This window comes from Vannielia sp. ABF1_015, from assembly GCF_056160745.1.
This window is the reverse complement of sequence record NZ_JBSWXT010000001.1, coordinates 493,656-517,124: the sequence shown is the minus strand read 5'-3', so window position 1 is coordinate 517,124 and position 23,469 is coordinate 493,656. Positions and strand designations below refer to the sequence as shown.

General features: G+C 62.9%; 23 protein-coding genes. 14 read left to right on the top strand and 9 right to left on the bottom strand.

Annotated features, from left to right (window positions below):
- The first annotated feature begins 27 nt into the window (after positions 1–27).
- The 3 genes from ACXAG6_RS02585 to ACXAG6_RS02575 all read left to right on the top strand — a co-directional run bounded on the left by ACXAG6_RS02585 (position 28) and on the right by ACXAG6_RS02575 (position 3,685).
- Positions 28–1,875 carry an ABC transporter ATP-binding protein gene (locus tag ACXAG6_RS02585; RefSeq protein ID WP_475334720.1) on the top strand — a complete coding sequence of 616 codons (1,848 nt, stop codon included), beginning with the start codon at positions 28–30 and terminating at the stop codon, positions 1,873–1,875.
- A gap of 10 nt (positions 1,876–1,885) precedes the next feature.
- Complete coding sequence (locus tag ACXAG6_RS02580) at positions 1,886–3,094, top strand: class I SAM-dependent RNA methyltransferase (RefSeq protein ID WP_475334718.1); 1,209 nt, start codon at positions 1,886–1,888, stop codon at positions 3,092–3,094.
- Positions 3,095–3,181: 87 nt separating this feature from the next.
- Positions 3,182–3,685 carry a L,D-transpeptidase family protein gene (locus ACXAG6_RS02575; protein ID WP_475334717.1) on the top strand — a complete coding sequence of 168 codons (504 nt, stop codon included), beginning with the start codon at positions 3,182–3,184 and terminating at the stop codon, positions 3,683–3,685.
- Between the two features lie 69 nt (positions 3,686–3,754).
- Here the strand turns inward: ACXAG6_RS02575 and dalA are convergent, their stop codons facing one another.
- The gene (dalA, locus tag ACXAG6_RS02570) at positions 3,755–4,258 is read right to left on the bottom strand and encodes a divisome-associated lipoprotein DalA (RefSeq protein WP_140012478.1); all 504 of its coding nucleotides are present in this window, start codon (positions 4,256–4,258) and stop codon (positions 3,755–3,757) included.
- A gap of 187 nt (positions 4,259–4,445) precedes the next feature.
- Here dalA and ACXAG6_RS02565 point away from each other — a divergent pair, with 187 nt between their 5' ends.
- A complete protein-coding gene (locus tag ACXAG6_RS02565; protein ID WP_140012477.1) occupies positions 4,446–5,039 on the top strand; it encodes a L,D-transpeptidase in 594 nt (197 codons plus the stop codon).
- Between the two features lie 75 nt (positions 5,040–5,114).
- Here the strand turns inward: ACXAG6_RS02565 and hemH are convergent, their stop codons facing one another.
- The gene (gene hemH, locus ACXAG6_RS02560; protein ID WP_475334714.1) at positions 5,115–6,131 is read right to left on the bottom strand and encodes a ferrochelatase; all 1,017 of its coding nucleotides are present in this window, start codon (positions 6,129–6,131) and stop codon (positions 5,115–5,117) included.
- 60 nt (positions 6,132–6,191) lie between these two features.
- The gene (locus tag ACXAG6_RS02555) at positions 6,192–7,016 is read right to left on the bottom strand and encodes a class I SAM-dependent methyltransferase (RefSeq protein WP_475334713.1); all 825 of its coding nucleotides are present in this window, start codon (positions 7,014–7,016) and stop codon (positions 6,192–6,194) included.
- 24 nt (positions 7,017–7,040) lie between these two features.
- On the opposite strand from ACXAG6_RS02555, the gene ACXAG6_RS02550 reads away from it, so the two are divergent.
- From ACXAG6_RS02550 to ACXAG6_RS02535, 4 genes are read left to right on the top strand one after another with little or no spacing between them, the layout of a single operon-like run.
- A complete protein-coding gene (locus ACXAG6_RS02550; protein WP_475334710.1) occupies positions 7,041–7,772 on the top strand; it encodes a ComF family protein in 732 nt (243 codons plus the stop codon).
- Between the two features lie 28 nt (positions 7,773–7,800).
- Positions 7,801–8,058: a glutaredoxin 3 gene (gene grxC, locus ACXAG6_RS02545; protein ID WP_140012471.1), complete on the top strand. Its 258-nt coding sequence runs from the start codon at positions 7,801–7,803 to the stop codon at positions 8,056–8,058.
- Positions 8,058–8,906, top strand: a complete 849-nt coding sequence (locus tag ACXAG6_RS02540) for a carbon-nitrogen hydrolase family protein (protein WP_475334709.1) — start codon at positions 8,058–8,060, stop codon at positions 8,904–8,906. Before grxC ends, ACXAG6_RS02540 begins: the two co-directional genes overlap by 1 nt.
- Complete coding sequence (locus tag ACXAG6_RS02535; protein WP_140015954.1) at positions 8,896–9,348, top strand: MarR family winged helix-turn-helix transcriptional regulator; 453 nt, start codon at positions 8,896–8,898, stop codon at positions 9,346–9,348. Before ACXAG6_RS02540 ends, ACXAG6_RS02535 begins: the two co-directional genes overlap by 11 nt.
- 21 nt (positions 9,349–9,369) lie before the next feature.
- Here the strand turns inward: ACXAG6_RS02535 and ubiG are convergent, their stop codons facing one another.
- Positions 9,370–10,110, bottom strand: a complete 741-nt coding sequence (gene ubiG / locus ACXAG6_RS02530) for a bifunctional 2-polyprenyl-6-hydroxyphenol methylase/3-demethylubiquinol 3-O-methyltransferase UbiG (RefSeq protein WP_475334707.1) — start codon at positions 10,108–10,110, stop codon at positions 9,370–9,372.
- A gap of 57 nt (positions 10,111–10,167) precedes the next feature.
- On the opposite strand from ubiG, the gene pip reads away from it, so the two are divergent.
- Positions 10,168–11,157 carry a prolyl aminopeptidase gene (gene pip, locus ACXAG6_RS02525; RefSeq protein WP_475334705.1) on the top strand — a complete coding sequence of 330 codons (990 nt, stop codon included), beginning with the start codon at positions 10,168–10,170 and terminating at the stop codon, positions 11,155–11,157.
- Here the strand turns inward: pip and ACXAG6_RS02520 are convergent.
- A complete protein-coding gene (locus ACXAG6_RS02520) occupies positions 11,154–11,312 on the bottom strand; it encodes a hypothetical protein (RefSeq protein ID WP_475334703.1) in 159 nt (52 codons plus the stop codon). The genes pip and ACXAG6_RS02520 overlap by 4 nt on opposite strands.
- A 482-nt stretch (positions 11,313–11,794) precedes the next feature.
- Here ACXAG6_RS02520 and rimP point away from each other — a divergent pair, with 482 nt between their 5' ends.
- The 4 genes from rimP to infB are packed head-to-tail and all read left to right on the top strand — an operon-like array spanning position 11,795 to position 17,329.
- Positions 11,795–12,382: a ribosome maturation factor RimP gene (gene rimP, locus ACXAG6_RS02515; protein WP_140012465.1), complete on the top strand. Its 588-nt coding sequence runs from the start codon at positions 11,795–11,797 to the stop codon at positions 12,380–12,382.
- Complete coding sequence (gene nusA / locus ACXAG6_RS02510; RefSeq protein ID WP_475334701.1) at positions 12,382–14,154, top strand: transcription termination factor NusA; 1,773 nt, start codon at positions 12,382–12,384, stop codon at positions 14,152–14,154. The genes rimP and nusA overlap by 1 nt, the downstream gene beginning before the upstream one ends.
- Before the next feature lie 21 nt (positions 14,155–14,175).
- Positions 14,176–14,814 (top strand): RNA-binding protein, encoded by a 639-nt coding sequence (locus tag ACXAG6_RS02505; protein WP_475337904.1) that lies wholly within the window; start codon positions 14,176–14,178, stop codon positions 14,812–14,814.
- Positions 14,804–17,329, top strand: a complete 2,526-nt coding sequence (gene infB / locus ACXAG6_RS02500) for a translation initiation factor IF-2 (RefSeq protein ID WP_475334699.1) — start codon at positions 14,804–14,806, stop codon at positions 17,327–17,329. Before ACXAG6_RS02505 ends, infB begins: the two co-directional genes overlap by 11 nt.
- 300 nt (positions 17,330–17,629) lie before the next feature.
- On the opposite strand, the gene ACXAG6_RS02495 is transcribed toward infB, so the two are convergent.
- From ACXAG6_RS02495 to ACXAG6_RS02480, 4 genes are all read right to left on the bottom strand, one after another.
- Positions 17,630–17,764 carry a hypothetical protein gene (locus ACXAG6_RS02495; RefSeq protein ID WP_256377569.1) on the bottom strand — a complete coding sequence of 45 codons (135 nt, stop codon included), beginning with the start codon at positions 17,762–17,764 and terminating at the stop codon, positions 17,630–17,632.
- Between the two features lie 153 nt (positions 17,765–17,917).
- Positions 17,918–18,316 carry an 8-oxo-dGTP diphosphatase MutT gene (gene mutT / locus ACXAG6_RS02490; protein WP_475334696.1) on the bottom strand — a complete coding sequence of 133 codons (399 nt, stop codon included), beginning with the start codon at positions 18,314–18,316 and terminating at the stop codon, positions 17,918–17,920.
- Between the two features lie 12 nt (positions 18,317–18,328).
- On the bottom strand, positions 18,329–19,552 hold the full coding sequence (gene argJ, locus ACXAG6_RS02485; protein WP_475334694.1) for a bifunctional glutamate N-acetyltransferase/amino-acid acetyltransferase ArgJ: 1,224 nt from the start codon (positions 19,550–19,552) through the stop codon (positions 18,329–18,331).
- A complete protein-coding gene (locus tag ACXAG6_RS02480; protein ID WP_140012459.1) occupies positions 19,552–20,448 on the bottom strand; it encodes a peptidylprolyl isomerase in 897 nt (298 codons plus the stop codon). The genes argJ and ACXAG6_RS02480 overlap by 1 nt, the downstream gene beginning before the upstream one ends.
- Positions 20,449–20,630: 182 nt before the next feature.
- Here ACXAG6_RS02480 and secA point away from each other — a divergent pair, with 182 nt between their 5' ends.
- Positions 20,631–23,315, top strand: coding sequence for a preprotein translocase subunit SecA (gene secA / locus ACXAG6_RS02475; protein WP_475334691.1), 2,685 nt, complete (start codon positions 20,631–20,633; stop codon positions 23,313–23,315).
- The last annotated feature ends 154 nt before the right edge of the window (positions 23,316–23,469 follow it).

Here is a 23,469-nt window from a genome sequence, read left to right as displayed (position 1 = left end):
AGTTGCCAGCGGACCAAAGGAACACCCATGCACCGCCTCGCCCGCAAAATCCCCGATCTGATTGATGCGTTCCGCCACGCCAAGGGGCCGCCGCCGACGCAACTGATGGCCTTCATCCGTTGGTCGATCCGCGGTGCCGAACTGCCGTTGATCGGGGCCGGGCTGCTGTTCACGGTGACGGGCACGCTTGAGGTGGTCACCGCGCTTCTGCTCGGCCACATCATCGACTCCGCACTCGATGCAGGCCCCGAGTCCTTCTTTTCCACCCATCTCTGGCTCATTCTCGGCACGCTTGCCTTCTTCCTCTTGATCCGCCCCGCCTGTTTCCTGGCTTCCGCCGCCGCCAACAGCCTCGTCATTCAACCCAATGTCATGCCGCTGGTGCTCTCGCGCCTGCACCGCTGGACGATGGGCCAAGCCGTGCAGTTCTTCGACAATGACTTTGCAGGTCGCATCGCTCAAAAGCAGATGCAAACCGCGCGCGCCATTACCGATGTCGTCTCGGAGTTCGCCAACACCATCTGCTTCGCGCTCGCCTCCCTCATCGGTGCGGCCCTCCTGTTGACCTCGATTGATTGGCGCATCGCTCTCGTTCTCACGGCGTGGCTTGTGGTCTATCTTGCCCTCATCGCCTGGTACATGCCGCGCATCCGCGTCCGTTCAAAGGTCCGCGCCTCTGCCCGGGCCATGGTCACCGGCCAAGTGGTGGATACGATCACCAACATCAAGACGGTCAAGCTCTTTGCCCACGCCGAGCATGAAGATCGCGCGGCGCTGGGGTCCATGAGCAAGTTCCGCGATGCGGTGATCCATGTCGGCTTCCTCGCCGCCGGGTTTCGCGGTGCGCTGATGCTGCTCGCGGGCGCTCTGCCCGCCCTGCTCATCGGCGGCACGCTCCTGCTCTGGCAAAACGGCGCGGCCACTGCGGGTGATATCGCCGCCACCGGCACCATCGCCATTCGCATCGCCCAAATGACAGGCTGGGTCAGCCATACGCTCTTGGGGATCTACGCCAACATCGGCGAGATCGAAGATGGCATGCGCACCCTCACACCCCGCCACAGCGTGGTTGACGCGCCCAACGCAACGCCGCTCAAGGTGCCCGCTGGGGAGATCGCCTTTGAGGATGTGCGCTTCACTTACGGGCGCGAGCGCGAAGGGGTGCAGGGCCTATCGCTGCGCATCAAGCCGGGGGAGCGTTTGGGCATCGTCGGCGCATCGGGCGCAGGCAAATCCACGCTCGTGGCCCTCTTGATGCGTCTCTATGACACCGAAGAAGGCCGCATTCTGATCGACGGGCAAGATATCTCCGAGGTTACTCAAGAAAGCCTCCGCCGGGCCATCTCGATGGTCACGCAGGATACGGCAATGTTCAATCGTTCCGCCCGCGACAACCTCAAATATGGCCTCCCCGAAGCACCGGATGACGATATGGAAGAGGCCGCGCGCCGGGCCGAGGCCCATGAGTTTGTGACCGGGCTGGAAGATTACAACAACCGCACCGGCTACGATGCCCACTTGGGCGAGCGTGGCGTGCGGCTTTCAGGCGGGCAGCGGCAAAGGGTGGCCCTAGCCCGCGCCATTCTCAAGAACGCGCCGATCCTCGTGCTGGACGAGGCAACCTCGGCGCTCGACTCCGAGGTCGAAGCCCAAATCCAGACCGCGCTCGACGAGGTGATGGAGGGCAAAACCGTGCTCGCCATCGCCCACCGCCTCTCCACCATCGCCCGGATGGACAGGATCGTGGTTCTGGATGACGGCCGGATTGTCGAGGAAGGCACCCATGATGAGCTGGTCAGCCTTGGCGGGCGCTACGCTGGCTTTTGGAGTCGTCAGTCCGGCGGCTTCCTTGACGTGACCAAGGCCGCCGAGTAACGCCGGTTGCATGACCGAAGTGTTGATCGAAAAGTTGAATGTGCGTGGCGAGGGCATAGCCCCGGGTGTCCCTCCGGTGCCCCGGGTCATTCCGGGCGAAACAGTCTCTGTTACGCCTGAAAAAACCCAAATCGTTACGCCATCCGAGCACCGCGTTGCGCCGCCCTGTCGCCACTTCAAGGCTTGCGGTGCATGCGCAATGCAGCACGCTTCAAATGCCTTTGTGGCCGAGTGGAAGGCTTCGGTCATCTCTCAGGGTTTGGCGGCCCAAGGCCTTTCCACCACGATCCGCCCCACTGTCACCTCTCCGCCCGCATCCCGTCGCCGCGCAACCTTGCATGGGCGGCGCACCAAGAAGGGGGCAATGGTCGGCTTCAATGCCCGCGCCTCCGACGTCATCGTCGAAGTGCCCGATTGCCTCGTCCTGCACCCCACGATCCTCGCCGCCCTCCCCGCGCTTCAGGCCCTGACCCGCGCCACAGCCACCCGAACCGCCGGTGTCGACCTCTTCGTCACCGTCAGCGAGTCCGGTCTTGATGTGCACATCCCAAACGGTCGCCCCACCGATGGCCCCCTGCTGGTTGAGCTCGCTGCGCTTGCAGGCCAATACAACCTCGCCCGCCTCACCTATGGAGATGAACCGGTGGCCACCCGCGCCGCGCCCACGCTGCATTTCGGTTCGGCAAAGGTCACGCCGCCGCCCGGCGCCTTTCTGCAGGCCACACCACAGGGCGAGGCAGCGCTGATCTCGGCCATCGAAGAGGCCATTGGCTCCAACCCACGCCGGATCGCAGACCTTTTTGCAGGCTGCGGTACGTTCTCGCTGCCCTTGGCCGCCCGCGCCGAGGTGGAGGCCTATGAAGGCGACGCGGCCCTGATCGCCGCGCTTGATCGCGGCTGGTGCAACAGTGGCGGCACCCTCCGCCATACCAAGGCCATCACCCGTGATCTCTTCCGCCAACCGCTTCTGCCCGATGAGCTTGCCCGCTTCGATGCGGTCGTCATCGACCCGCCCCGCGCGGGCGCAGAAGCCCAGCACCAAGAACTCGCCGCTTCCAGCGTTCCCCGCATCGCCGCCGTGTCTTGTAACCCCGTCACCTTCGCGCGGGACGCGCGGATTCTCACCGATGGCGGCTACACGCTGGACTGGGTTCGGCCAGTCGATCAGTTCCGCTGGTCCTCCCATGTTGAGCTTGCAGCGCAGTTCACGCGGGTGTGAATCGCACTTTCAGCGCCTTCCAAGACAGGGCAGAATCCGTATAGTGCATGGCATAATAATACACAGGCAAACGCTGGGGACTTAACGGTGAAAAAGCTTACACGGCGCGCCACGCTTCTCGGCGCCGCGGCACTGGCCCTTGCGGGCTGTTCGAGCAAGTTCAAATCCTACAACGGCCCAGAGGTCACGCGTGTGATCGTCTACAAAGACAGGCGCCGCATGTATCTGATGCACCACAACGAGGTGCTGCGCGAATACAAGATCGGCCTCGGCTTTGCGCCACGCGGCCACAAGCAGTTTGAAGGCGACGGTAAGACGCCGGAAGGCAGCTACATCATTGATCGCCGCAACCCGAACTCAGATTTCCACCTGTCGCTCGGCATTTCCTACCCGAACAGGGCCGATGTCGAATATGCGCGCTCTCAGGGCAAGAAGCCGGGGGGCGATATCTTCATCCACGGTCGTCGCGAGAGCAAACGTGACAGGCGCGGCACTGATTGGACGGCAGGCTGCATCTGGGTGAAGAACCGCGAGATCGAGAACATCTATGCCATGGTGCGCAACGGCACCCCGATCGACATTCACCCCTAAACGCAAACGCCCGGCCATTTTCGAGCCGGGCGTAACGTGCTTTTGCTGTGATGGTGGTCGTTGAGCGGCTCAACCGCCGGTGATCAACGTCCACCAGATCTTGCCGTTTTCTTCCTGATGCCAAGCAATCCCGAGGTTGCGCGCCTCAGGAGCAAGGATCACATTCCGCGTGTCCGACTGCGCCATCCATGCCGAAAGCGTCTCGACTTCAGACTCGAAGGTCTCGCTGATGTTTTCGCCCAGGAAACGGCCCTGATAGCCAGTGCGGCGCACCCGATCGAGCGGGCTGGATCCGTCAGACCCAAAGTGCCAGGGGCGGTTCTGCACAGCCATGTCACGAGAATGGGTTGCCGCAGCGGCGTTTAGCTGGGGGCTCAGTTCAACCGGGTTCACGCCACGCGCGGCCCGCAGTTGGTTCACGTTGTCCAGCACCCGGAACGGAATCTCTTTCGCGTCCCGCGCCGTGATGTTGTAAACCCGCACCCCGCTGCCATCCGGCCCGGTGGTTACCGCAGGTGTACAGGCCGAAAGAGCCAGCGCGCCTGCAACGATCAGAGAAATCATCCGCAGCATGATGAGAGGCAACCCCAGTTAGCAGTGTCGGGCGTCAGCCATAGCGATTTGCCCTGACTTGTGCAATTGCACCACCGCAACGTTGCCGGTTTTCCTGCGTGATTGATTTGCGACTGCGGCTTTCCCGCCATATAAATAGGGATGTCGGGGATCTGCCCCCGCCTGTTCCCAACCGTTTGAGGCCGGAATGACCGATTATTCTGATAGCAAATTTAACCGTCGCGCCTTCCTCGGTGCCACCGCCGCTGCCGCCGTTCTGCCCGCCGCTTTGCGGGCCGAGCAGGTCGATCCATCCGCGCTGGGCCCGCAAGCCCAAGTGCGCCGAAACATCTCCAGCTTCCGTTCGCTCGATTGGCGGCCCTATTTCAGTTCCACGCGCGGCGGGGCAATCCTCGTCGACATCACGTCACGTGCCCTGCACTACTGGTCCGCCGACCAGTCGGTTTACAAGCTCTACCCAACCTCTGTGCCGATCACTGAAGACCTCACCCGCCGGGGCCGCACCACTGTCGCCCGCAAGGTCGAAGGCCCCACTTGGTCGCCCACCCCCGCCATGAAGCGCCGCAACCCCGAGTGGCCCGATTTCGTGCCCGCTGGCCCCGATAACCCGCTCGGCACCCACGCGCTCTATCTTGGCTGGACGTATTATCGCATCCACGGCACCCACGACACGCGCAAGATCGGCCGCAAGTCCTCCAACGGCTGCATCGGCCTCTACAACGAGCACATCGCCGAGCTCTTCAGCCTCGTCCGCCCGGGTGCGCAGGTGTTGCTGATCTGACGTCTCTGGCCATACGCTTGAATCACAAAGGGCGGCACCACGGGGCCGCCCTTTTCATGTTTCAGCACCATGGGCCTAAAGCCACCCGGCGAGGTTCTCCTTAACCGCATCCGCCAGCGCCTCAATGTGATCGGGCCGCTCATTGAGGCAGGGAATGTAGGTAAAGCTCTCGCCCCCCGCTTCCTCAAAGCTCTCGCGGATCTCCCCCTCGATCTCTTCCAGCGTCTCGATGCAATCCGCGCTAAACGCGGGGGCGACCACGGCAATTTTCTTCACCCCGGCCTTCGCCCGCTCCGCCGCCTCTTCCACCGTATAGGGCCGCAGCCAGTCTTCCGGGCCAAACTGGCTTTGGAAGGTGGTGATGATCTTGTCCTCCGGCAAGCCGAGCTTTTCTCGCAGAAGTCGTGTCGTTTTCTGGCATTGGCAGTGGTAGGGGTCGCCCTCCATCAGATAGCGCTTGGGCATCCCGTGGTAGCTGCACACCAGCAACTCCGCATCACCCAGCTTCTCTTCCACCGAGGCGGCCAGCGCGTCGATGTAGCTGGGGCGGTCAAAGTAGGCTGGCACAGTCCGCACCGCCGGTTGCCACTTTTCTTTCATCAACGCTCGGAAGAACTGGTCATTCGCCGTGGCCGTCGTGGCACCGGCGTATTGCGGATAGAGTGGGAAGAAGATGATCTTGTCGCAGCCCGCGGCCACCATCTCTGCCACCTTGCTCTCCGTCGAGGGGTTGCCGTAGCGCATGCAGAAATCAACCATCACCTGGCCGCCATACTCCTGCGCCAGCCGCGCCCGCAGCGCCTCGGTCTGCGCCATGGTAATCACCATCAGCGGCGACATGTCTTTCGCCTTGTCCCAGATCAACTCGTAGTTCTTGCCACTGCTGAAGGGCCGCTTGGTCAGGATGATCCCCTGCAGGATCGGCTGCCACTTCCACGCCGGATAGTCGATCACCCGCTTGTCGCTGAGGAATTCGTTCAAATAGCGCCGCATGTCCCAGTATCCCGGGCTGTCGGGCGTGCCGAGGTTGGCAATCAACACGCCAATCTTGCTTGGCTTTACGGGCGGATGGTCGGGCGGCAGATGGCTCACGGGCTGTCCTCGCTATGGGCTTTGGCTAGGGATAGTGCACGCGCCGCCCGGGTCAATGCGTCACCTCTTCCCACCCTCGGGCCCATGCTCCTGCGTGCCAAGCGCATCAGCCAGCCGCGTGGTGGCCGATCCGGGCCGCAGCGGCTGTGGCTGGTTCGGCCCCGGCGACCATCCGGTGAGGAAAACGGTTTCGAATACAGCCCGAATGCGCCCATCCGGCCCGGCGCTTGCGTCATTCAGCGCGGCTGCCCCCAAAAGCACGGCCCGCCGTGTCATCGCTTTGAGGCGAGCGGTCATTGCGTTAGCTTCACCCATCGCGCGAAGGTCGCGCATCAGGGCCAGTGTGTTGGCGTATGAAACCTCAAGCGGAAAGGCATCTGCCACCGGCAGCACAAATCCTGCACGCTGAAGCAACGCCCCAAGGTCGCGTATCTCACCCATCGGCAACACCCGCGGGCTGAGCCCCCCGGTCTGGGCTACTTCCGCCTCTGCCAGCGCGGCCCTCAGCCCGGCCAGCGTCTCGCCCCCCAGCATCGCACCAATGAACAGCCCGTCAGGCTGCAACCCCCGCCGCGCTTGCACCAGTTGGCCCACCGGGTCGCTGGCCCAATGCAGCGCCAAACCGTGGATCACAAGGTCATGCGCCCCCTCTTCGATCTCAAGCACATCATAGTCGCTGATGATCCGCGCATCGGGGAAGGCTTTGCCCCAGATTTCAGGAAAACCCGTCACAACGCAGGGCGTCGTAAAGGTTCTGTTAACCTCGCTGAGTCTTTCCTTGATCTCATCGATGGCCTGCGCGTGCAAAAACAGCGCGTCGGGCCGAGCACGGGCACGGTTGCGGGCGAGGGCCTTGCGGTCGGTCAACTGGGGTGGCTGGGCCATGCCCCGGCTTATCAGGGAGGGCGCGTGGCGATGCAACGGCTTCTGCAGGTGATTTATCCCGATCACTGCCTGTCCTGCGGTGCCATCAGTGGGTCAGAAGGCGGGCTATGCGCCGATTGCTGGCGGGATACGGCCTTCATCATCGGCCTGGTCTGCGATACCTGCGGCGCGCCCCTCCCCGGCGATGATGACCCGGATAGGGCCCCCACCCTCACCTGCGACGATTGCCTGCGCATCGCTCGCCCATGGAGCCGTGGCCGCTCTGCTTTGCTCTACCGGGGCAATGGACGGCGGATCGTTCTGGCCCTGAAAGGCTCTGACAGGGCCGATCTTGCGCAATCCGTGGCCCCCTGGCTCGCCCGCGCCGCCGCCCCCATCTACGAGCCGGGCATGCTGATCGCGCCCGTGCCCCTGCATTGGATCCGGCTGTTCAAACGCCGCTACAACCAATCGGCCCTGCTCGCCCGCGCCCTCGCCAACGAGCTGGGCGCGCCCTCTTGCCCCGACCTCCTGCAACGCACCCGCGCCACGCCCCGGCAAGAAGGGCTCGGAGCTCAGGCCCGATTTGCCAACATGGCCGAGGCCATCCGCCCCCACCCCAAACGCCGCCACCGCATGGCGGCCCGCAAGGTGCTGCTGGTCGATGACGTGATGACCTCCGGCGCCACCCTCGCCGCCTGCGCCGATGCCTGCCTCGCCTCCGGCGCAGCAGAGGTTCGGGTGCTGACACTGGCGCGAACGGTCAAGGACGCCTAAGTATGGCCGGAACCCGAAAGGACCAGCCATGCCCGTGCCAATCGAGATCTACACCACCCCCATCTGCGGCTTCTGCACGGCCGCCAAACGCCTCCTTGCCTCCAAGGGCGTCGAATTTACCGAAGTGAACCTGTTTGAAGAGCCCGGCCGCCGTTCCGAGATGATGGACAGATCAGGCGGTCGTCACACCGTGCCGCAAATCTTCATCGGCGAAACCCACGTTGGCGGGTGTGATGATCTCTACGAATTGGAGAGCGCCGGCAAGCTCGAGCCAATGCTCGCCTGATGCGGGCCTCCCTCCTCCAACCCACCAGCTCCGATGATCCCGAGGCCAACCTGCCGGTGGTGCTCGGGATGGTCGAACAAGCCGTGCAGGAGGGTGCCGACCTCATCTTGACGCCGGAGGTCACCAATTGTGTGTCCTCCAGCCGCACCCGCCAGCAGCAAGTGTTGCGCCACGAGCCGGACGACCCAACGCTTGCCGCCTTCCGCGAGGCCGCCGCGCGCCTCGGCAAGCACCTCCTCCTCGGCTCCATCGCCGTCAAAACAGACGATCCCGATGGCCGATTTGCCAACCGCTCCTTCCTGATCGGGCCGAGCGGCGAAGTCGTCGCGCGGTATGACAAGATTCACATGTTCGATGTTCAGGTGAGCGAAACAGAAACCTACCGCGAGAGTGCGGGCTACCGGCCCGGAAACGTCTCTGTCCTAGCCCAAACATCGCTGGCAGCGATTGGCCTCACTATCTGCTACGATCTCCGCTTCCCGCATCTCTATCGCGTGTTGGCAAAGGCTGGCGCACAAATCATCACCGTCCCATCCGCCTTCTCGCCCGGCACCGGCCCGGCGCATTGGCAACCCTTGCTACAAGCCCGTGCCATCGAAACCGGGGCTTACGTGCTTGCCCCCGCCCAATGTGGCATCCATCCCGGCACCGCAGGACGCACCCGCCGCAGCCATGGCCACTCGCTCGTTGTGTCCCCATGGGGTGAGGTGCTGGCGGACGGTGGTGACGCACCCGGTGTGATCACAGTTGACCTGGACCTCTCCGATGTGAACGATGCGCGCCACAAGATCCCCGCACTAACCCATGATCGCCCTTTCGAAGGCCCCAGACCCCTGCATGGCTGTTGAAATCTCAGATACTCTGGCCGTCGCGCTGTTTTCCGAACTGCTCACCGCCGAGCAGCTCGCGCGCAACCGGATGTCGAAGGCGCTGCCCAAGGGTATGGAGATCAGCCATTTCTCGGTGCTCAACCATCTCGCCCACATCGGAGAAGAGCGCAGCCCGGCCCAGCTTGCGCAGGCCTTCCACCTGACCCGTGGGGCAATGACCAACACGCTGAACAAGCTCGAATGGGCAGGCTACGTGCACATCCGCCCCGATTGGGATGATGCCCGACGCAAGATGGTCTCCATCAGCCCTTCCGGTCGAGCCGCGCGCGATGCCGCCATCGCCTCGGTCAGCCCCGTCATCGCCGCCATCGTGTCGGAGATCGGAAGCGACAAGGTGCGCTCCATGCTCCCGGTCATGCGAGAGCTGCGCCAAAAGCTCGGCGCCCGCGAAGAGCCATAGGGCGGAAGTTTTACCGCCGCCCTACGCCGCCTTCACACTCGCCGTCACGTAGTTGACGCTCAGGTCGCGGTCACTCACGCTCCAACTCCAGGCGAGCGGATTGAAGACAAACCCCTTCCGATCCACCGGATCAAGCCCTGCGCCACGCAGAAACTCGTAAAGCTCATCCGGGGTGATGAACTTCTTCCAGTCATGGGTGCCCTTGGGCAGCCAGCGCATCACCCATTCTGCGCCCACAATGGCAACGGCAAAGCTCTTAGGGTTGCGGTTGATGGTGGAGCAAATCATCAGCCCACCGGGCTTGAGCAGTCTTTGGCAGGCCTCCAGGTAGTCGGGCGGCGAGGCTACGTGCTCCACCACCTCCATGTTCAGCACCACGTCAAACTGCTCGCCCGCTTCGGCCAACGCCTCTGCGGTGGTGTGACGATAGTCAATCTCCAGACCCGACTGTTCCGCATGAACCTTCGCCACGGGGATGTTGCCCGCGGCGGCATCCGCGCCCACCACCTCGGCCCCCATCCGCGCCATCGGCTCGCTCAGCAGACCGCCGCCGCAGCCGATGTCCAGCACACGAAGCCCGGAAAAAGGCTCTGTTCCGGCCCGATCCCGGTCAAACTCGGCCGCGATCTGGTCGCAGATGTAATCCAGCCGCACCGGGTTCATCATGTGCAGCGGCTTGAACTTGCCTTCCGCATCCCACCATTCCGCCGCCATCGCCTCGAATTTGGCCAGCTCTGCCGGGTCTGTCGTGTCGACTGCCATCGAAAATCTCCCTCTCAACCCATGGTCCCGCGCCCCGTCAGCCTATATAGCTCAGGCATGGACAAAAACGCGGGTCATAACAGCGCATACCGTCACCTCTACCCGGCGATCAGCCCGTTCGACCAGCGGATGATCGACATGTCGGGTGGCCACTCGATCTATGTCGAGCAATGCGGCAATCCGCAGGGGATTCCGGCGGTGGTGCTCCACGGCGGCCCCGGCGGCGGCTGCTCGCCCGCCATGCGCCGCTACTTCGACCCGGAGCGGTATCGCGTGGTGTTGTTCGATCAGCGCGGTTGCGGCCGCTCGCGCCCCTTTGCCTCGGTTGAAAACAACACCACCCAAGACCTGATCGCTGACATCGAGCGCATCCGCGAAATCCTCGGCATTGATCGCTGGGTCGTGTTCGGCGGCAGCTGGGGCGCCACGCTTTCCCTGCTCTACGCGCAGGCCCACCCCGAGCACGCCGCCTATCTCGTGCTGCGCGGCGTCTTCCTGATGACCCAGCGCGAGCTGCAATGGTTCTACGGCGGCGGCGCGGCGCGGTTCTTTCCCGATGTCTGGAAGCGGTTTATCGAATTCATCCCCGAGGCCGAGCACGAAGATTTCATCGCCGCCTACAACAAGCGCCTCTTCTGCGGTGACCTGATGGAAGAAACCCGCCTCGCGCAGCGCTGGGCAGGGTGGGAAAATGCGCTCGCCTCGATGGAGAGCCACAGCCACATAGGCGAAGGCTCCGGCAGCTACGCCCGGGCCTTTGCGCGGATCGAAAATCACTACTTCTCCAACGCAGGCTTTCTGCGGCAAGACGGCCAGATCCTCGCCGACATGCCAGAAATCGCCCACATCCCCGGCACCGTGGTGCAAGGCCGCTACGATATGATCTGCCCCCCCGAGGCCGCCCAAGCCCTCTGCGAGCGCTGGCCCCGCGGCACCCTCCGCATGATCCCCAACGCCGGCCATGCGCTGTCGGAGCCGGGCATATCGGCCGAGCTGGTGCGAGCAACGCGCGGCATCGCAAAAGCACCCGAGCTTTACGGCTTCTAACCGTCCCCCAACTCTTCCGTCAGCCCCACCCGCGCCAGACAGGTCTTCCGCACCTGCATGATGATCGCGAAGACCTCGCGCATCTCCGCTGTCCCGGCCTCCGCATTGGCCCGCATCTCCGCCACCGAGGTGAATTTCTGATTTTCGGTCTCCATGACCCGCTCGTAGGGACGCCAGGCCGGGTATGTACCAAGGTAGGTCCGTTCAGCTTGGTCTCTCGCGCATGCCCCCAAAGGCTCACACTGCCCACCATCGGCGTTGAAGTTCCTTAGGGTGTCAAAGTGAGTAAGGCATTCCATTACGAGGTTGTGCTCCACATCGAGATGCGGTGGTGGGCGAAACCCGTTGGCCACGCATTGCGGGAGGACCAAGAGCATCGCCACTATGCTGGTCGCTCTCAACATCAGCTGCATAGACCCGCTCAAACCACTCAAACCACGCAATCCCCACAACCTATCGTAATAACTTTCTCGCCCCCCGCAACGCCCACAACCAAACCCCCTTGCGATTCGCCCCGCACAGGCCTATATCCCCCTCAACAGCGGCAGCGTCGGCCTCCACCCCCGACACTCCACCGGAAAATCCGACGGGCCGCAGCGCCCGTTTTTTTTGTGCCCGAAAGGCCCCTACCCAGATCATGACCGACCTTATCGCCAAGACCGGAATGGATCAGCGCATGGCCGAGATCGTCTCGCCCGTGCTTGAAGGCATGGGCTTCGAGCTGGTGCGCCTGCGGTTGATGGGTGGCAAAACCGCGAACCTTCAAATCATGGCCGAGAAGCCCGAGGGCGGCATCGAGGTGGATGACTGCGCCCGCATCTCCACCGCCGTTTCTGCCGTGCTCGACGTCGAAGACCCGATCGAGGATGAGTATACGCTCGAAGTTTCCTCCCCCGGCATCGACCGGCCCCTGACCCGGCTCAAGGATTTTGACCGCTGGGAAGGCTACGAGGCCAAGCTGGAAACCACCGAAATGATCGACGGCCGCCGCCGCTTCAAGGGCGAGCTGGCGGGCACCGAGGGCTCCGAAGTGCTGATCGAGATCGAAGAGCACGGCGAGCCACTCACCATCGGCCTGCAGTTCGACTGGCTCTCCGACGCCAAGCTCGTGCTCACCGACGAACTCATCCGCGACGTGCTGCGCCACCGCAAGGACGCCGGCGAAGTCGACGAAACCCAATTTGACGAGGTGCAAACCCTCATGGACGGTCAGGAGGACAACTGATGGCCATTACTTCCGCAAACCAGCTGGAGTTGCTGCAAACCGCCGAGGCCGTGGCCCGGGAAAAGATGATCGACCCTGGCTTGGTTATCGAAGCGATGGAAGAAAGCCTCGCCCGTGCCGCCAAGTCGCGCTACGGCGCAGAGATGGACATCCGCGTGGCGATCGACCGCAAGACCGGGCGCGCTACCTTCACCCGCATCCGCACCGTCGTCGGCGAGCCTGATCTGGAAAACTATCAGGCCGAGATGACCCATGAGGCCGCCAAGCAAAGCCTCGGCACCCACGGCAAAGATTACATCGTCGTCTCCGGCATGTCGCAGCCTGAGGCCGAGGATGAAGAGCCTCGCCCGATCCGCCGCTTCCTCCTGCGCACCCCGTCCGAGATCGACAAGGCACTGGCCGAAGGCGTCGACCAAACCGCACCGCCCGCCGATGGCGACGAGCTGGTCGATGAGGTTCCGCCCGTCGAAATGGGCCGGATCGCCGCGCAATCGGCCAAGCAGGTCATCCTGCAAAAGGTCCGCGAAGCCGAGCGTGATCGTCAGTACGAAGAGTTCAAAGACCGCGCCGGCACCATCATCAACGGTCTGGTGAAGCGTGAAGAGTATGGCAACGTCATTGTCGATATCGGCGCGGGCGAGGCGGTGCTGCGTCGCAACGAGAAAATCGGCCGTGAAAGCTATCGCCCCGGCGACCGCATCCGGGTGTATATCAAGGACGTGCGCCGCGAGCAGCGCGGCCCGCAGATCTTCCTGTCGCGCACCGCGCCCGAGTTCATGGCCGAGCTCTTCAAGATGGAAGTGCCCGAAATCTACGACGGCATCATCGAGATCAAGGCCGTCGCCCGTGATCCCGGCTCCCGCGCCAAGATCGCCGTCATCTCCTACGATGGCTCGATCGACCCGGTCGGTGCCTGTGTCGGTATGCGCGGTAGCCGCGTTCAGGCCGTGGTCAACGAGCTTCAGGGCGAGAAGATCGACATCATCCCCTGGAACGACGATCAGCCGACTTTCCTCGTCAACGCCCTGCAGCCCGCCGAGGTCTCCAAGGTGGTGCTCGACGAAGAGGCGGGCAAGATCGAGGTCGTGGTGCCCGACGAGCAGCTTTCGCTCGCCATTGGCCGTCGCGGCCAGAACGTGCGCCTCGCCTCGCAACTCACCTCGCTCGACATCGACATCCTCACTGAGGAAGAAGAGAGTGCCCGCCGTCAGGCCGAGTTCGAAGAGCGCACCAAGCTCTTCATGGATACGCTCGATCTGGACGAATTCTTCGCCCAGCTGCTGGTGTCTGAAGGCTTCACCTCGCTCGAAGAGGTCGCCTATGTCGAGCTCGACGAGCTGCTGGTGATCGACGGTGTCGATGAAGGCACCGCCGGAGAGCTTCAGGCCCGCGCCCGCGACTATCTCGAAGAGCAAAACCGCAAGGCGCTCGAGCATGCCCGTGAACTTGGCGTGGAAGACAGCCTCGTCAGCTTCGAGGGCCTCACGCCCCAGATGATCGAGGCGCTGGCCGAAGATGGCGTGAAAACGCTCGAAGATTTCGCCACCTGCGCCGATTGGGAGCTGGCAGGCGGATGGACAACCGTGGATGGCGAGCGTGTGAAGGACGACGGCATTCTGGAAAAATTCGACCTCTCGCTGGAAGAAGCGCAAAACATGGTCATGTCGGCCCGCATTTCGCTGGGCTGGGTCGATCCTGCCGAACTGGACGCATCCGAGGAAGAGGGTGAAGAGTTCGAAGCCACTGCTGAAGCAGAGGAGGCCGGAGCCTGATCTCAGGCTCCGGGATCGGGCCTGAGTCGCGGCGGCCGCGATAAGGAACATGGGGAGATTCCCGAACGCCGGTGCATTGCATCCGGCGAGAGCTACCCTATATCCAAATTGATCCGCTTCGTCGCCGGCCCCGGCGGCGAGGTTGTCCCCGACATCGCCGGAAAGCTGCCGGGCCGTGGTATCTGGATTACGCCAAACCGGGCCTCGCTTGAAAAGGCGATCAAGAAGAAGCTGTTTTCCCGCGCGGCGAAAACCCAGCTCACAGTGCCCGATGGTCTTTTTGAGCTGGTTGAACGGCTTATGGCCAAGCGGGTAACAGATAGCATCGCCCTTGCCCGCAAGTCGGGCCGCGCGGTGGCGGGGTATGAAAAGGTCAAAGGCTGGCTCCTTACCGAGGAGGCCCGCGTGCTGATCCAGGCTTTCGACGGTTCTGAGCGTGGCAAGTCAAAGCTGAGCTCGCCGCCGGGAAAAGGAACCTTCATAGGCTGCCTGAGTGCAAACGAAATCGGTTTGGCATTCGGCAGAGAACATGTGATACACGCCGCTCTTGCGTCTGGCGGACTCACGAAGCGTGTTGTAGAAGACGCCGCAAAGCTTGGCGCTTTGCGCGAAGAAAGCGGGGATTCTCCCCGGAAAGGACGAACATCGCATGAGCGATAGCGACGGCAAAAAAACCCTAGGCCTCCGTACCGGCCCACGTTCCGGTCAGGTGAAGCAGAGCTTCTCCCACGGACGCACAAAAAACGTCGTGGTGGAAACCAAACGCAAGCGCGTTGTGGTGCCCAAGCCCGGTGCGCCCACCGCAGGCGCAAAAGCGGCGGCAGCCGCCGGGTCTGACCCGTCCAAGCGCCCCGCCGGGATTTCCGACGCCGAGATGGAACGCCGCCTGAAGGCGCTTGCCGCGGCCAAGGCAACCGAGGCTGAAGAGGCCAAGCGCCGCGAGGCTGAAGAGAAAGAGCGCGAGGCCGAGCGCCAGCGCCGGCGTGAAGAGGCCGAGGCGAAAGAGCGCGAAGAGCGCGAACGCCAGGAAGCCCTGAGGGCGAAAGAAGAAGAAGACGCTCGCAAGAAGCGCGAAGCGGAAGAAGCAAAAGCCCGCGAAAAGGCCGAGCGCAACGCGCCGCCCGCCGCAGCCGCTGCAGCAGCCCAACCCGGCCCCGCGCCGGCAGAAGACAGCGGGCGTGGTGGTGGCAATCGCCCCGCGCCGCGCCGTGATGGCCGCGACGACCGCGACAACAACCGCGACAACCGTGGCAAAGGCAGCCGCGATGACGGTGGCCGCCGCGCTGGCAAGCTCACCCTGAACCAGGCGCTTTCGGGCGGCGAAGGCGGGCGCCAGCGCTCGCTCGCCGCGATGAAGCGCAAGCAGGAGCGTGCCCGGCAGAAGGCCATGGGCGGAGGCGAAAGCCGCGAAAAGGTCGTGCGCGACGTGCAGTTGCCCGAAACCATCGTCGTGTCCGAGCTGGCCAACCGCATGGCCGAACGTGTCGCGCTTGTGGTGAAGGCCCTCATGCAAAACGGCATGATGGTCACCCAGAACCAGGTGATCGACGCCGATACCGCTGAGCTCATCATCGAGGAGTTCGGCCACAAGGTCGTCCGCGTCTCCGACAGCGATGTCGAGCAGGTCATCAAGACCGCTGAGGACAAGGAAGAAGATCTTCAGCCGCGCGCGCCTGTCATCACCATCATGGGCCACGTCGACCACGGCAAAACCTCGCTGCTCGACGCGATCCGCGACGCCAAGGTTGTTTCCGGTGAGGCCGGTGGCATCACCCAGCACATCGGTGCCTATCAGGTGACAACAGACAGCGGCGCAGTGTTGAGCTTCCTCGACACGCCCGGCCACGCTGCCTTCACCTCCATGCGTGCCCGTGGTGCGCAGGTGACGGATATCGTCGTGCTCGTGGTGGCCGCCGATGACGCGGTGATGCCGCAGACCATCGAGGCCATCAACCACGCCAAGGCCGCCAACGTGCCGATGATCGTGGCGATCAACAAGGTAGACCTGCCCGCAGCCGATCCGCAGAAGGTCCGCACCGATCTGCTTCAGCACGAAGTCATCGTCGAGGCGATGTCGGGTGAGGTGCAGGATGTTGAAGTGTCGGCCCACACCGGCAAGGGCCTCGACGAGCTGCTCGAAGCCATCGCGCTTCAGGCCGAACTGCTTGAACTCAAAGCCAACCCCGATCGTCCCGCCCAAGGCGCTGTGATCGAGGCCCAGCTTGATGTTGGCCGTGGCCCGGTTGCCACCGTTCTGGTGCAAACCGGTACGCTCCGTCAGGGCGATATCTTCGTCGTCGGCGAGCAGTGGGGCAAGGTCCGCGCGCTCATCAACGACAAGGGCGATCGTGTGCCCGAGGCTGGCCCCTCCGTTCCCGTCGAGGTGCTCGGTCTCAACGGCACTCCCGAGGCCGGCGATGTGCTCAACGTCGTCAGCTCCGAGGGTCAGGCCCGCGAGATCGCCGAGTATCGTGAGAACGCCGCCAAAGAGAAGCGGGCCGCCGCCGGTGCCGCGACCACCCTTGAGCAGCTCATGCAGAAGGCCAAGGACGACAAGGACGTCGCCGAGATGCCCATCGTTATGAAGGCCGACGTGCAGGGGTCTGCCGAGGCCATCGTTCAGGCGATGGAGAAGATCGGCAACGACGAGGTTCGTGTTCGCGTGCTGCACTCCGGCGTCGGCGCCATCACCGAAAGCGATATCGGCCTTGCCGAAGCCTCCGGTGCGCCCGTCTTCGGCTTCAACGTACGTGCCAACGCCCCCGCGCGTCAGGCCGCCAACCAGAAGGGCGTCGAGATCCGCTACTACTCGGTGATCTACGACCTTGTGGATGACGTGAAAGCCGCCGCATCCGGCCTGCTCTCCGCCGAGATTCAGGAAGACTTCATCGGCTACGCGTCGATCAAAGAGGTCTTCAAGGTCACCGGCGTCGGCAAGGTTGCCGGTTGTCTCGTCACCGAAGGCGTTGCCCGCCGCTCCGCTGGTGTCCGCCTGCTGCGCGACGACGTGGTGATTCACGAAGGCACGCTGAAGACCCTGAAGCGCTTCAAGGACGAGGTTGCCGAGGTTCAATCCGGCCAAGAGTGCGGCATGGCCTTCGAGAACTACGACGACATTCGCGAAGGCGACGTCATCGAGATCTTCACCCGCAAGGAAGTCGAGCGCACGCTCTAAGCGCTCGACCAATCAAGCTTTCAAGGCTCCGACCGTGGCCCCGCGGCCCGGTCGGCCCTCGTCATCATAGCACCTCTATCTGTGTCCGCTAAACTGGCTGGTTAACTCTCCATTCCAAGATGCTTGCACAGGGCGTACCCTGCTACGCTTGGCAAACCAAAGCCGGATCTAAGTGCGCATCACACACCTGCCAAACAAAGAACGCTCAAACCCCAGCAGATCTAAACTCGGTCCAGACAGCCAAATGCCCGCGTCGTCACCAACGCGGGCAGTGCACAGCATTTGCAGTGGCAAAACCTGTCAGGCAGCGACAGTCTCAACCGGGCGGCCGGTGAAATCCCGTTCACCCACGCGCACAACAACGCGCCCGTCCGAGAGCGCCTTCACAAAGGTGCCCTGCACCGAAACACAGCTTCCAACAACGATGGTCCGCAATTTATTTCCTCCCCAAAGGTTGCTTTCCTCAGGGGTAGAATAGCGCAGCTTGGTTTACATTTCATTTACAAAGTAATCGTCCAAGCAAGAAAGTTGCGCAAATTTGAGGCAAGTAGCAAAGATACTTGCTCCGATTCCGGGCAACAGTCCCGGTCAGAGCCAATCCCGCAGAATCGCCACCAAGGGCACATCCGCCGGAGGCATCGGGTAGTCGCGCAGCTCATTCGCCCGCGCCCATTTCAGCCTTTGCCCTTCTTTGCCCTGCGGGGTGCCGCCCCACTTGCGGCAGGCAAAGAGCGGCATCAGCAGATGAAAATCATCGTAGCTGTGCGAGGCAAAGGTGAGCGGCGCAAGGCAGCTCTCCCATGTCTCAATCCCCAGCTCTTCATGCAGCTCACGGATCAGCGCCGCTTCCGGCGTCTCCCCCGCCTCAACCTTGCCGCCCGGAAACTCCCACAGCCCGGCCATGCTCTTCCCCTCGGGGCGCTGGGCCAAAAGCACCCGGCCATCCACGTCGATCAGGGCAACAGCTGAAACAAGAACCACCTTCACTTGCGCTCTACCTCAAGACCGATAGTCAGCGTTGATCGAGATGTAGCCATGGGTCAAATCGCAGGTCCACGCGGTAAACCGGCCCTTGGCCAGGCCCAAATCCACCTTGATGACCAGCTCGGGCAGCTTCATGTAGCCCGCAGCCTGCTCCTCGGAGTAACCCGGCGCTACCCAGCCTTTCTCGGCCACCAAAACCTCACCAAACTTGATCGTCAGCTTGTCCCGGTCCGCCTCGGCACCGCTCTTGCCCACGGCCATCACGATCCGGCCCCAGTTCGGGTCTTCCCCGGCAATCGCCGTCTTGACCAAGGGCGAATTGGCAATGCTCATCGCCACGCGCTTGGCATCGGCATCATGGGCCGCGCCTGTCACCCGCACGGTCACAAACTTGGTGGCCCCTTCGCCGTCCTTCACCACCTGATGCGCCAGATCCTTCATCACCGCCTTCAGCGCGGCTTCAAACTCTTCGGAGCCGTCACAATCCACGCCCGAAGCCCCGGTCGCGGCGCAGATCAGCGTGTCGGAGGTGGAGGTATCACCATCCACCGTGATCGCATTAAAGGTGGTTTCGTTGAGCCCGCTCACCATGCCCTGAAGCGCATTGCGAGAAATCGTGGCATCAGTAAAGATATACACCAGCATGGTCGCCATATCCGGCGCAATCATGCCAGAGCCCTTGGCAATTCCGGCAATCTTCACCTTGCCGCCCTTTAGCTCTACCTCGCGCGTTGACCCCTTGGGGAAGGTGTCGGTCGTCATGATCGCCTGCGCAGCCTTGGCGATGTTGCCCTCGTCCAGCGCACCCACAAGCTCGCCGAGCTTGCCGGTGATCCTGTCATGCGGCAGGCGTTCCCCGATCACCCCGGTCGAGGCGGTGAACACCCGGCTCTTCGGCACATCCGCAGCCTCTGACACGGCGGCACAAATCGCCTCCACGCTCTCCTGCCCGGCTCCGCCGGTAAAGGCGTTGGAGTTGCCAGAGTTCACCAAAATGGCGGCCCCTGCCTCGCTGCTCTTGCGCAGCTTGGCCTCGCAATCGCGCACCGGGGCCGAGCGGGTGGCAGAGCGGGTAAACACCCCGGTCACCACGCTCCCCGGATCGAGCAGGGCCAGCATCACGTCAAGCCGGCCCTGGTATCGCACCCCGGCCTCCACGGCGGCAAACCTCACGCCCCCGATCACCGGTAGATCGGGGAAGCTCTCAGGCGCCAGCGGCGAAACAGGGTACTTGCTCATCAGTCCTCCAGAAGGCTGAAATCGTTGAGCACAGCGGCCGGAATCTCGCCCTCGGGCGTCTCTACTCCGGCAGCCTCAACGGCTTTTGCAATCGCCTCATCCACCGCAGCCCGCTGCACCTCTTCGGTCAGCTGGTCCTTCACGGCGGCCATATCGGGCTTGTCCTTCAGGCGGGTCTCATTGAGCATGATCACATGCCAGCCAAACTGCGTCTGCACCGGCTCGCTCAAGTCGCCGGCCTTCATCGCCATCACTGCGGTTTCAAACTCGGGCACCATCATGCCTTTGCTGAACCAACCAAGCGCACCACCATTGGGGCCAGACGGGCCGGTGGATTTAACCTTGGCAACCTCGGCAAATTCAGCACCCGCTTCAACCTCTTCCTTCACGGCCTGGGCCTCCTCCTCGGTTTCCACGAGGATGTGCGAAGCATTCCACTCCCGCTGCGGCTCGGCATCGGCGTAAAGCTCTTCATACTTCGCTTCCAGCGCTTCGTCAGAGACAGAGTCCATCGCCGCAGCTTCAAGCACGTCGCCTGCAAGATAGCCGCTGCGCTGGTTCTCCAGCGTCAGCTCGGTTTCCTTCGAAGGCTCACCAGCCTGCTGTGCCAGCGCGTTCTGCTGCACAAGCTGCTCAAGGATCCCCTCCCAAAGCACTTCCGGCGGCAGTTGGGCATATTGCTCGGGCAGCGTCTTGCGCGCCACGATCATGTGGCCAACGGTAATATCCACGCCGCCGACGGTCGCCACCACGGTCTCAGCGGTCACATCCGCCATCGCTTCGGCACCGGCTTCGGGCGCGGTCTCTTCAGTCGCCGCGGCCTCCTGAGCCACCGCCCCGGCACCAAGCCCTGCGGCTAGAATGGCAGCCAGCGCGATCGTCTTGGGGAAGGTCATACATCTACTCCTGCTCGGCCGCCCTTGCGGCGGCGTTGACACTATGGGTCGCGGGTCTTACATCGCCTTGTGTTCTAAGGCGCAAGCCCGTTTTCTCTGCCCGCGTTTCTATGGGGGCCAGCGAAGAGCGGCAAGCGCGTTCAGCCACACAAAACCGTCAAGGCAGGGCGAGCGGAGAAATTATGCTGGGTCTGGGTACCGTCGCGAAAAAGGTCTTTGGCACCGCCAATGACCGCAAGATCAAGTCCACCCGTCCGCTGGTCGAAAAGATCAACGCGCTGGAGCCGGAGTTTGAAAAGCTCACCGACGAAGGGCTGAAAGAAAAAACCGAAGAGCTGGCCAAGCGTGCCATGGGTGGTGAGGCGCTTGAGGCGCTGCTGCCCGAGGCCTTTGCCAACTGCCGCGAGGCGGCCAAGCGGGCGCTCGGCCTGCGGGCCTTCGATGTGCAGCTCATGGGCGGCATCTTCCTGCACGAGGGCAACATCGCCGAGATGAAGACCGGCGAGGGCAAAACCCTTGTCGCCACCTTCCCGGCCTACCTCAACGCGCTTACCGGCAAGGGCGTGCATGTGGTTACCGTCAACGATTACCTCGCCAAGCGTGACGCCGAGTGGATGAGCAACGTCTACGAGGCACTCGGCCTCACCTGTGGAGTGGTCTACCCGCAGCAGCCCGATGGCGAGAAACAGGCAGCCTACGCCGCCGACATCACCTATGCCACCAACAACGAGCTGGGCTTCGATTATCTGCGCGACAACATGAAGTCCGAGCTGAACCAGATGTATCAGCGCGGCCACAACTTCGCGATCGTCGATGAGGTGGACTCGATCCTGATCGACGAGGCCCGCACCCCGCTCATCATCTCCGGCCCGTCGCAAGACCGTTCTGAGCTCTACATGACGCTCGACAAGGTGATCCCTTCGCTTTCCGAAGAGCATTACACAGTCGACGAGAAAACCCGCAACGTCACCCTCACCGACGAGGGCAACGAGTTTCTCGAAACCGAGCTCCACGCTCAGGGCATTCTTCCCGAAGAGCAGTCGCTCTACGATCCGGAAAGCACCACCATCGTCCACCATGCCACGCAGGCACTGAAGGCCCACAAGGTTTTCCAGAAGGACAAGGATTACATCGTCCGCAACGGCGAAGTGATGCTGATCGACGAGTTTACAGGCCGGATGATGGCCGGGCGGCGCCTCTCCGACGGTCTGCACCAGGCCATCGAGGCGAAGGAGGGCTGCGATATTCAGCCCGAAAACGTCACCCTCGCCTCCGTGACCTTCCAAAACTACTTCCGACTTTACAACAAGCTCGGCGGCATGACCGGCACCGCGCTTACCGAGGCCGACGAATTTGCCGAGATCTACAAACTCGGCGTGGTCGAAGTGCCCACCAACAAGCCGATCGCCCGGAAAGACGATCACGATGCCGTCTATCGCACCGTGCGCGAGAAATATGACGCCATCGTCGAGCGCATCCGCAAGGCCAACGAAAAGGGCCAGCCGGTCCTCCTCGGCACAACCTCCATCGAAAAGTCCGAGATCCTCTCGCAGCTGCTCGAAAAGGCCGGCATCAAACACAACGTCCTGAACGCCCGCCAGCACGAGCAGGAGGCCCAGATCGTGGCCGACGCCGGCAAGCTGGGGGCCGTGACCATCGCCACCAACATGGCTGGCCGCGGGACCGACATCAAACTTGGCGGCAACGTCGAGTTCAAGGTGATGGAGGCCATTGCCGCCGATCCCGAGGGCGACCCCGAGGAAATTCGCACCCGGATCGAGGCCGGGCATGAGGCCGATGAACAGGCCGTAAAAGACGCGGGCGGCCTCTTCGTGCTGGCCTCCGAGCGCCACGAAAGCCGCCGGATCGACAACCAGCTGCGCGGCCGCTCTGGCCGTCAGGGCGACCCTGGCCGCACCTCCTTCTACCTTTCGCTCGAAGATGACCTGATGCGCATCTTCGGCTCCGAACGTCTCGATGCCGTGCTTTCGCGCCTCGGGATGAAAGAGGGCGAGGCGATCATCCACCCCTGGGTGAACAAGTCTCTCGAACGGGCACAGGCCAAGGTCGAGGGCCGCAACTTCGATATCCGCAAGCAGCTGCTGAAGTTCGATGACGTGATGAACGATCAGCGGAAAGTCATCTTCAAGCAGCGCCGCGAGATCATGGAAAGCAAGGATCTCTCCGAGATCGTTGCCGACATGCGCCACGAGGTGGTCGACGATCTGGTGGACGAGCACATGCCGCCCAAAACCTACGCCGATCAGTGGGAGGCCGAAAAGCTCTACGCCGCCTGCATCGAAAAGCTCGCCATCGACGTGCCGGTCATCGACTGGGCGCAGGAAGAGGGCGTGGATCAGGACGACATCGCCGAACGTCTCTGCAAGGCCTCCGACGAGATGATGGCCAAAAAGGCCGCCGAGTTCGGCCCTGACACCATGCGCAACATCGAAAAGCAGGTGCTGCTGCAAACCATCGACGGCAAATGGCGCGAGCACCTGCTCACGCTCGAACACCTCCGCTCGGTCATCGGCTTCCGTGGCTACGCCCAGCGCGACCCGCTGAACGAATATAAAACCGAGGCCTTCCAACTCTTCGAGGGCATGCTCGACAGTCTGCGTGAAGAGGTCGCCCAAAAGCTCGGCCAGATTCGTCCCCTTTCAGAAGAGGAACAAGCCCAGCTGGTGCAGCAAATCGCCTCCCAGCAGCAGGCCCCCGCCGCCGCTGAAGGTGCCACACCCGCAGAGCAAGCTGCGCCCGGCTTCAATGAGAACGACGAGAGCACATGGGGCAACCCGGGCCGGAACGATCTTTGCCCCTGTGGATCGGGCAAAAAGTTCAAGCATTGCCACGGCGCCCTCACCTAAGATCGTTTCCGATCGCGCAACAGAAAATGTGGCAGCTTTAGGGCTGCCGCTTGGTAAACCGCGCTGATGTCGCGGCCCGCCATTTCACGTGCCCCCATATATTGCGTAGCCTGACGGGCCGCTTGGCCAGAATCGGCCAAACTCCGCCCTGTCT

Excerpts from the sequence above, each read along its gene's own strand:
- ACXAG6_RS02585 (WP_475334720.1), top strand. The coding sequence starts at position 28 with ATGCACCGCCTCGCCCGCAAAATCCCCGATCTGATTGATGCGTTCCGC.
- ACXAG6_RS02580 (WP_475334718.1), top strand. The coding sequence starts at position 1,886 with ATGACCGAAGTGTTGATCGAAAAGTTGAATGTGCGTGGCGAGGGCATA.
- dalA (WP_140012478.1), bottom strand. The coding sequence starts at position 4,258 with ATGCTGCGGATGATTTCTCTGATCGTTGCAGGCGCGCTGGCTCTTTCG.
- ACXAG6_RS02565 (WP_140012477.1), top strand. The coding sequence starts at position 4,446 with ATGACCGATTATTCTGATAGCAAATTTAACCGTCGCGCCTTCCTCGGT.
- ACXAG6_RS02555 (WP_475334713.1), bottom strand. The coding sequence starts at position 7,016 with ATGGCCCAGCCACCCCAGTTGACCGACCGCAAGGCCCTCGCCCGCAAC.
- grxC (WP_140012471.1), top strand. The coding sequence starts at position 7,801 with ATGCCCGTGCCAATCGAGATCTACACCACCCCCATCTGCGGCTTCTGC.
- ACXAG6_RS02540 (WP_475334709.1), top strand. The coding sequence starts at position 8,058 with ATGCGGGCCTCCCTCCTCCAACCCACCAGCTCCGATGATCCCGAGGCC.
- ACXAG6_RS02535 (WP_140015954.1), top strand. The coding sequence starts at position 8,896 with ATGGCTGTTGAAATCTCAGATACTCTGGCCGTCGCGCTGTTTTCCGAA.
- ubiG (WP_475334707.1), bottom strand. The coding sequence starts at position 10,110 with ATGGCAGTCGACACGACAGACCCGGCAGAGCTGGCCAAATTCGAGGCG.
- pip (WP_475334705.1), top strand. The coding sequence starts at position 10,168 with ATGGACAAAAACGCGGGTCATAACAGCGCATACCGTCACCTCTACCCG.
- ACXAG6_RS02520 (WP_475334703.1), bottom strand. The coding sequence starts at position 11,312 with ATGGAGACCGAAAATCAGAAATTCACCTCGGTGGCGGAGATGCGGGCC.
- rimP (WP_140012465.1), top strand. The coding sequence starts at position 11,795 with ATGACCGACCTTATCGCCAAGACCGGAATGGATCAGCGCATGGCCGAG.
- nusA (WP_475334701.1), top strand. The coding sequence starts at position 12,382 with ATGGCCATTACTTCCGCAAACCAGCTGGAGTTGCTGCAAACCGCCGAG.
- infB (WP_475334699.1), top strand. The coding sequence starts at position 14,804 with ATGAGCGATAGCGACGGCAAAAAAACCCTAGGCCTCCGTACCGGCCCA.
- argJ (WP_475334694.1), bottom strand. The coding sequence starts at position 19,552 with ATGAGCAAGTACCCTGTTTCGCCGCTGGCGCCTGAGAGCTTCCCCGAT.
- ACXAG6_RS02480 (WP_140012459.1), bottom strand. The coding sequence starts at position 20,448 with ATGACCTTCCCCAAGACGATCGCGCTGGCTGCCATTCTAGCCGCAGGG.
- secA (WP_475334691.1), top strand. The coding sequence starts at position 20,631 with ATGCTGGGTCTGGGTACCGTCGCGAAAAAGGTCTTTGGCACCGCCAAT.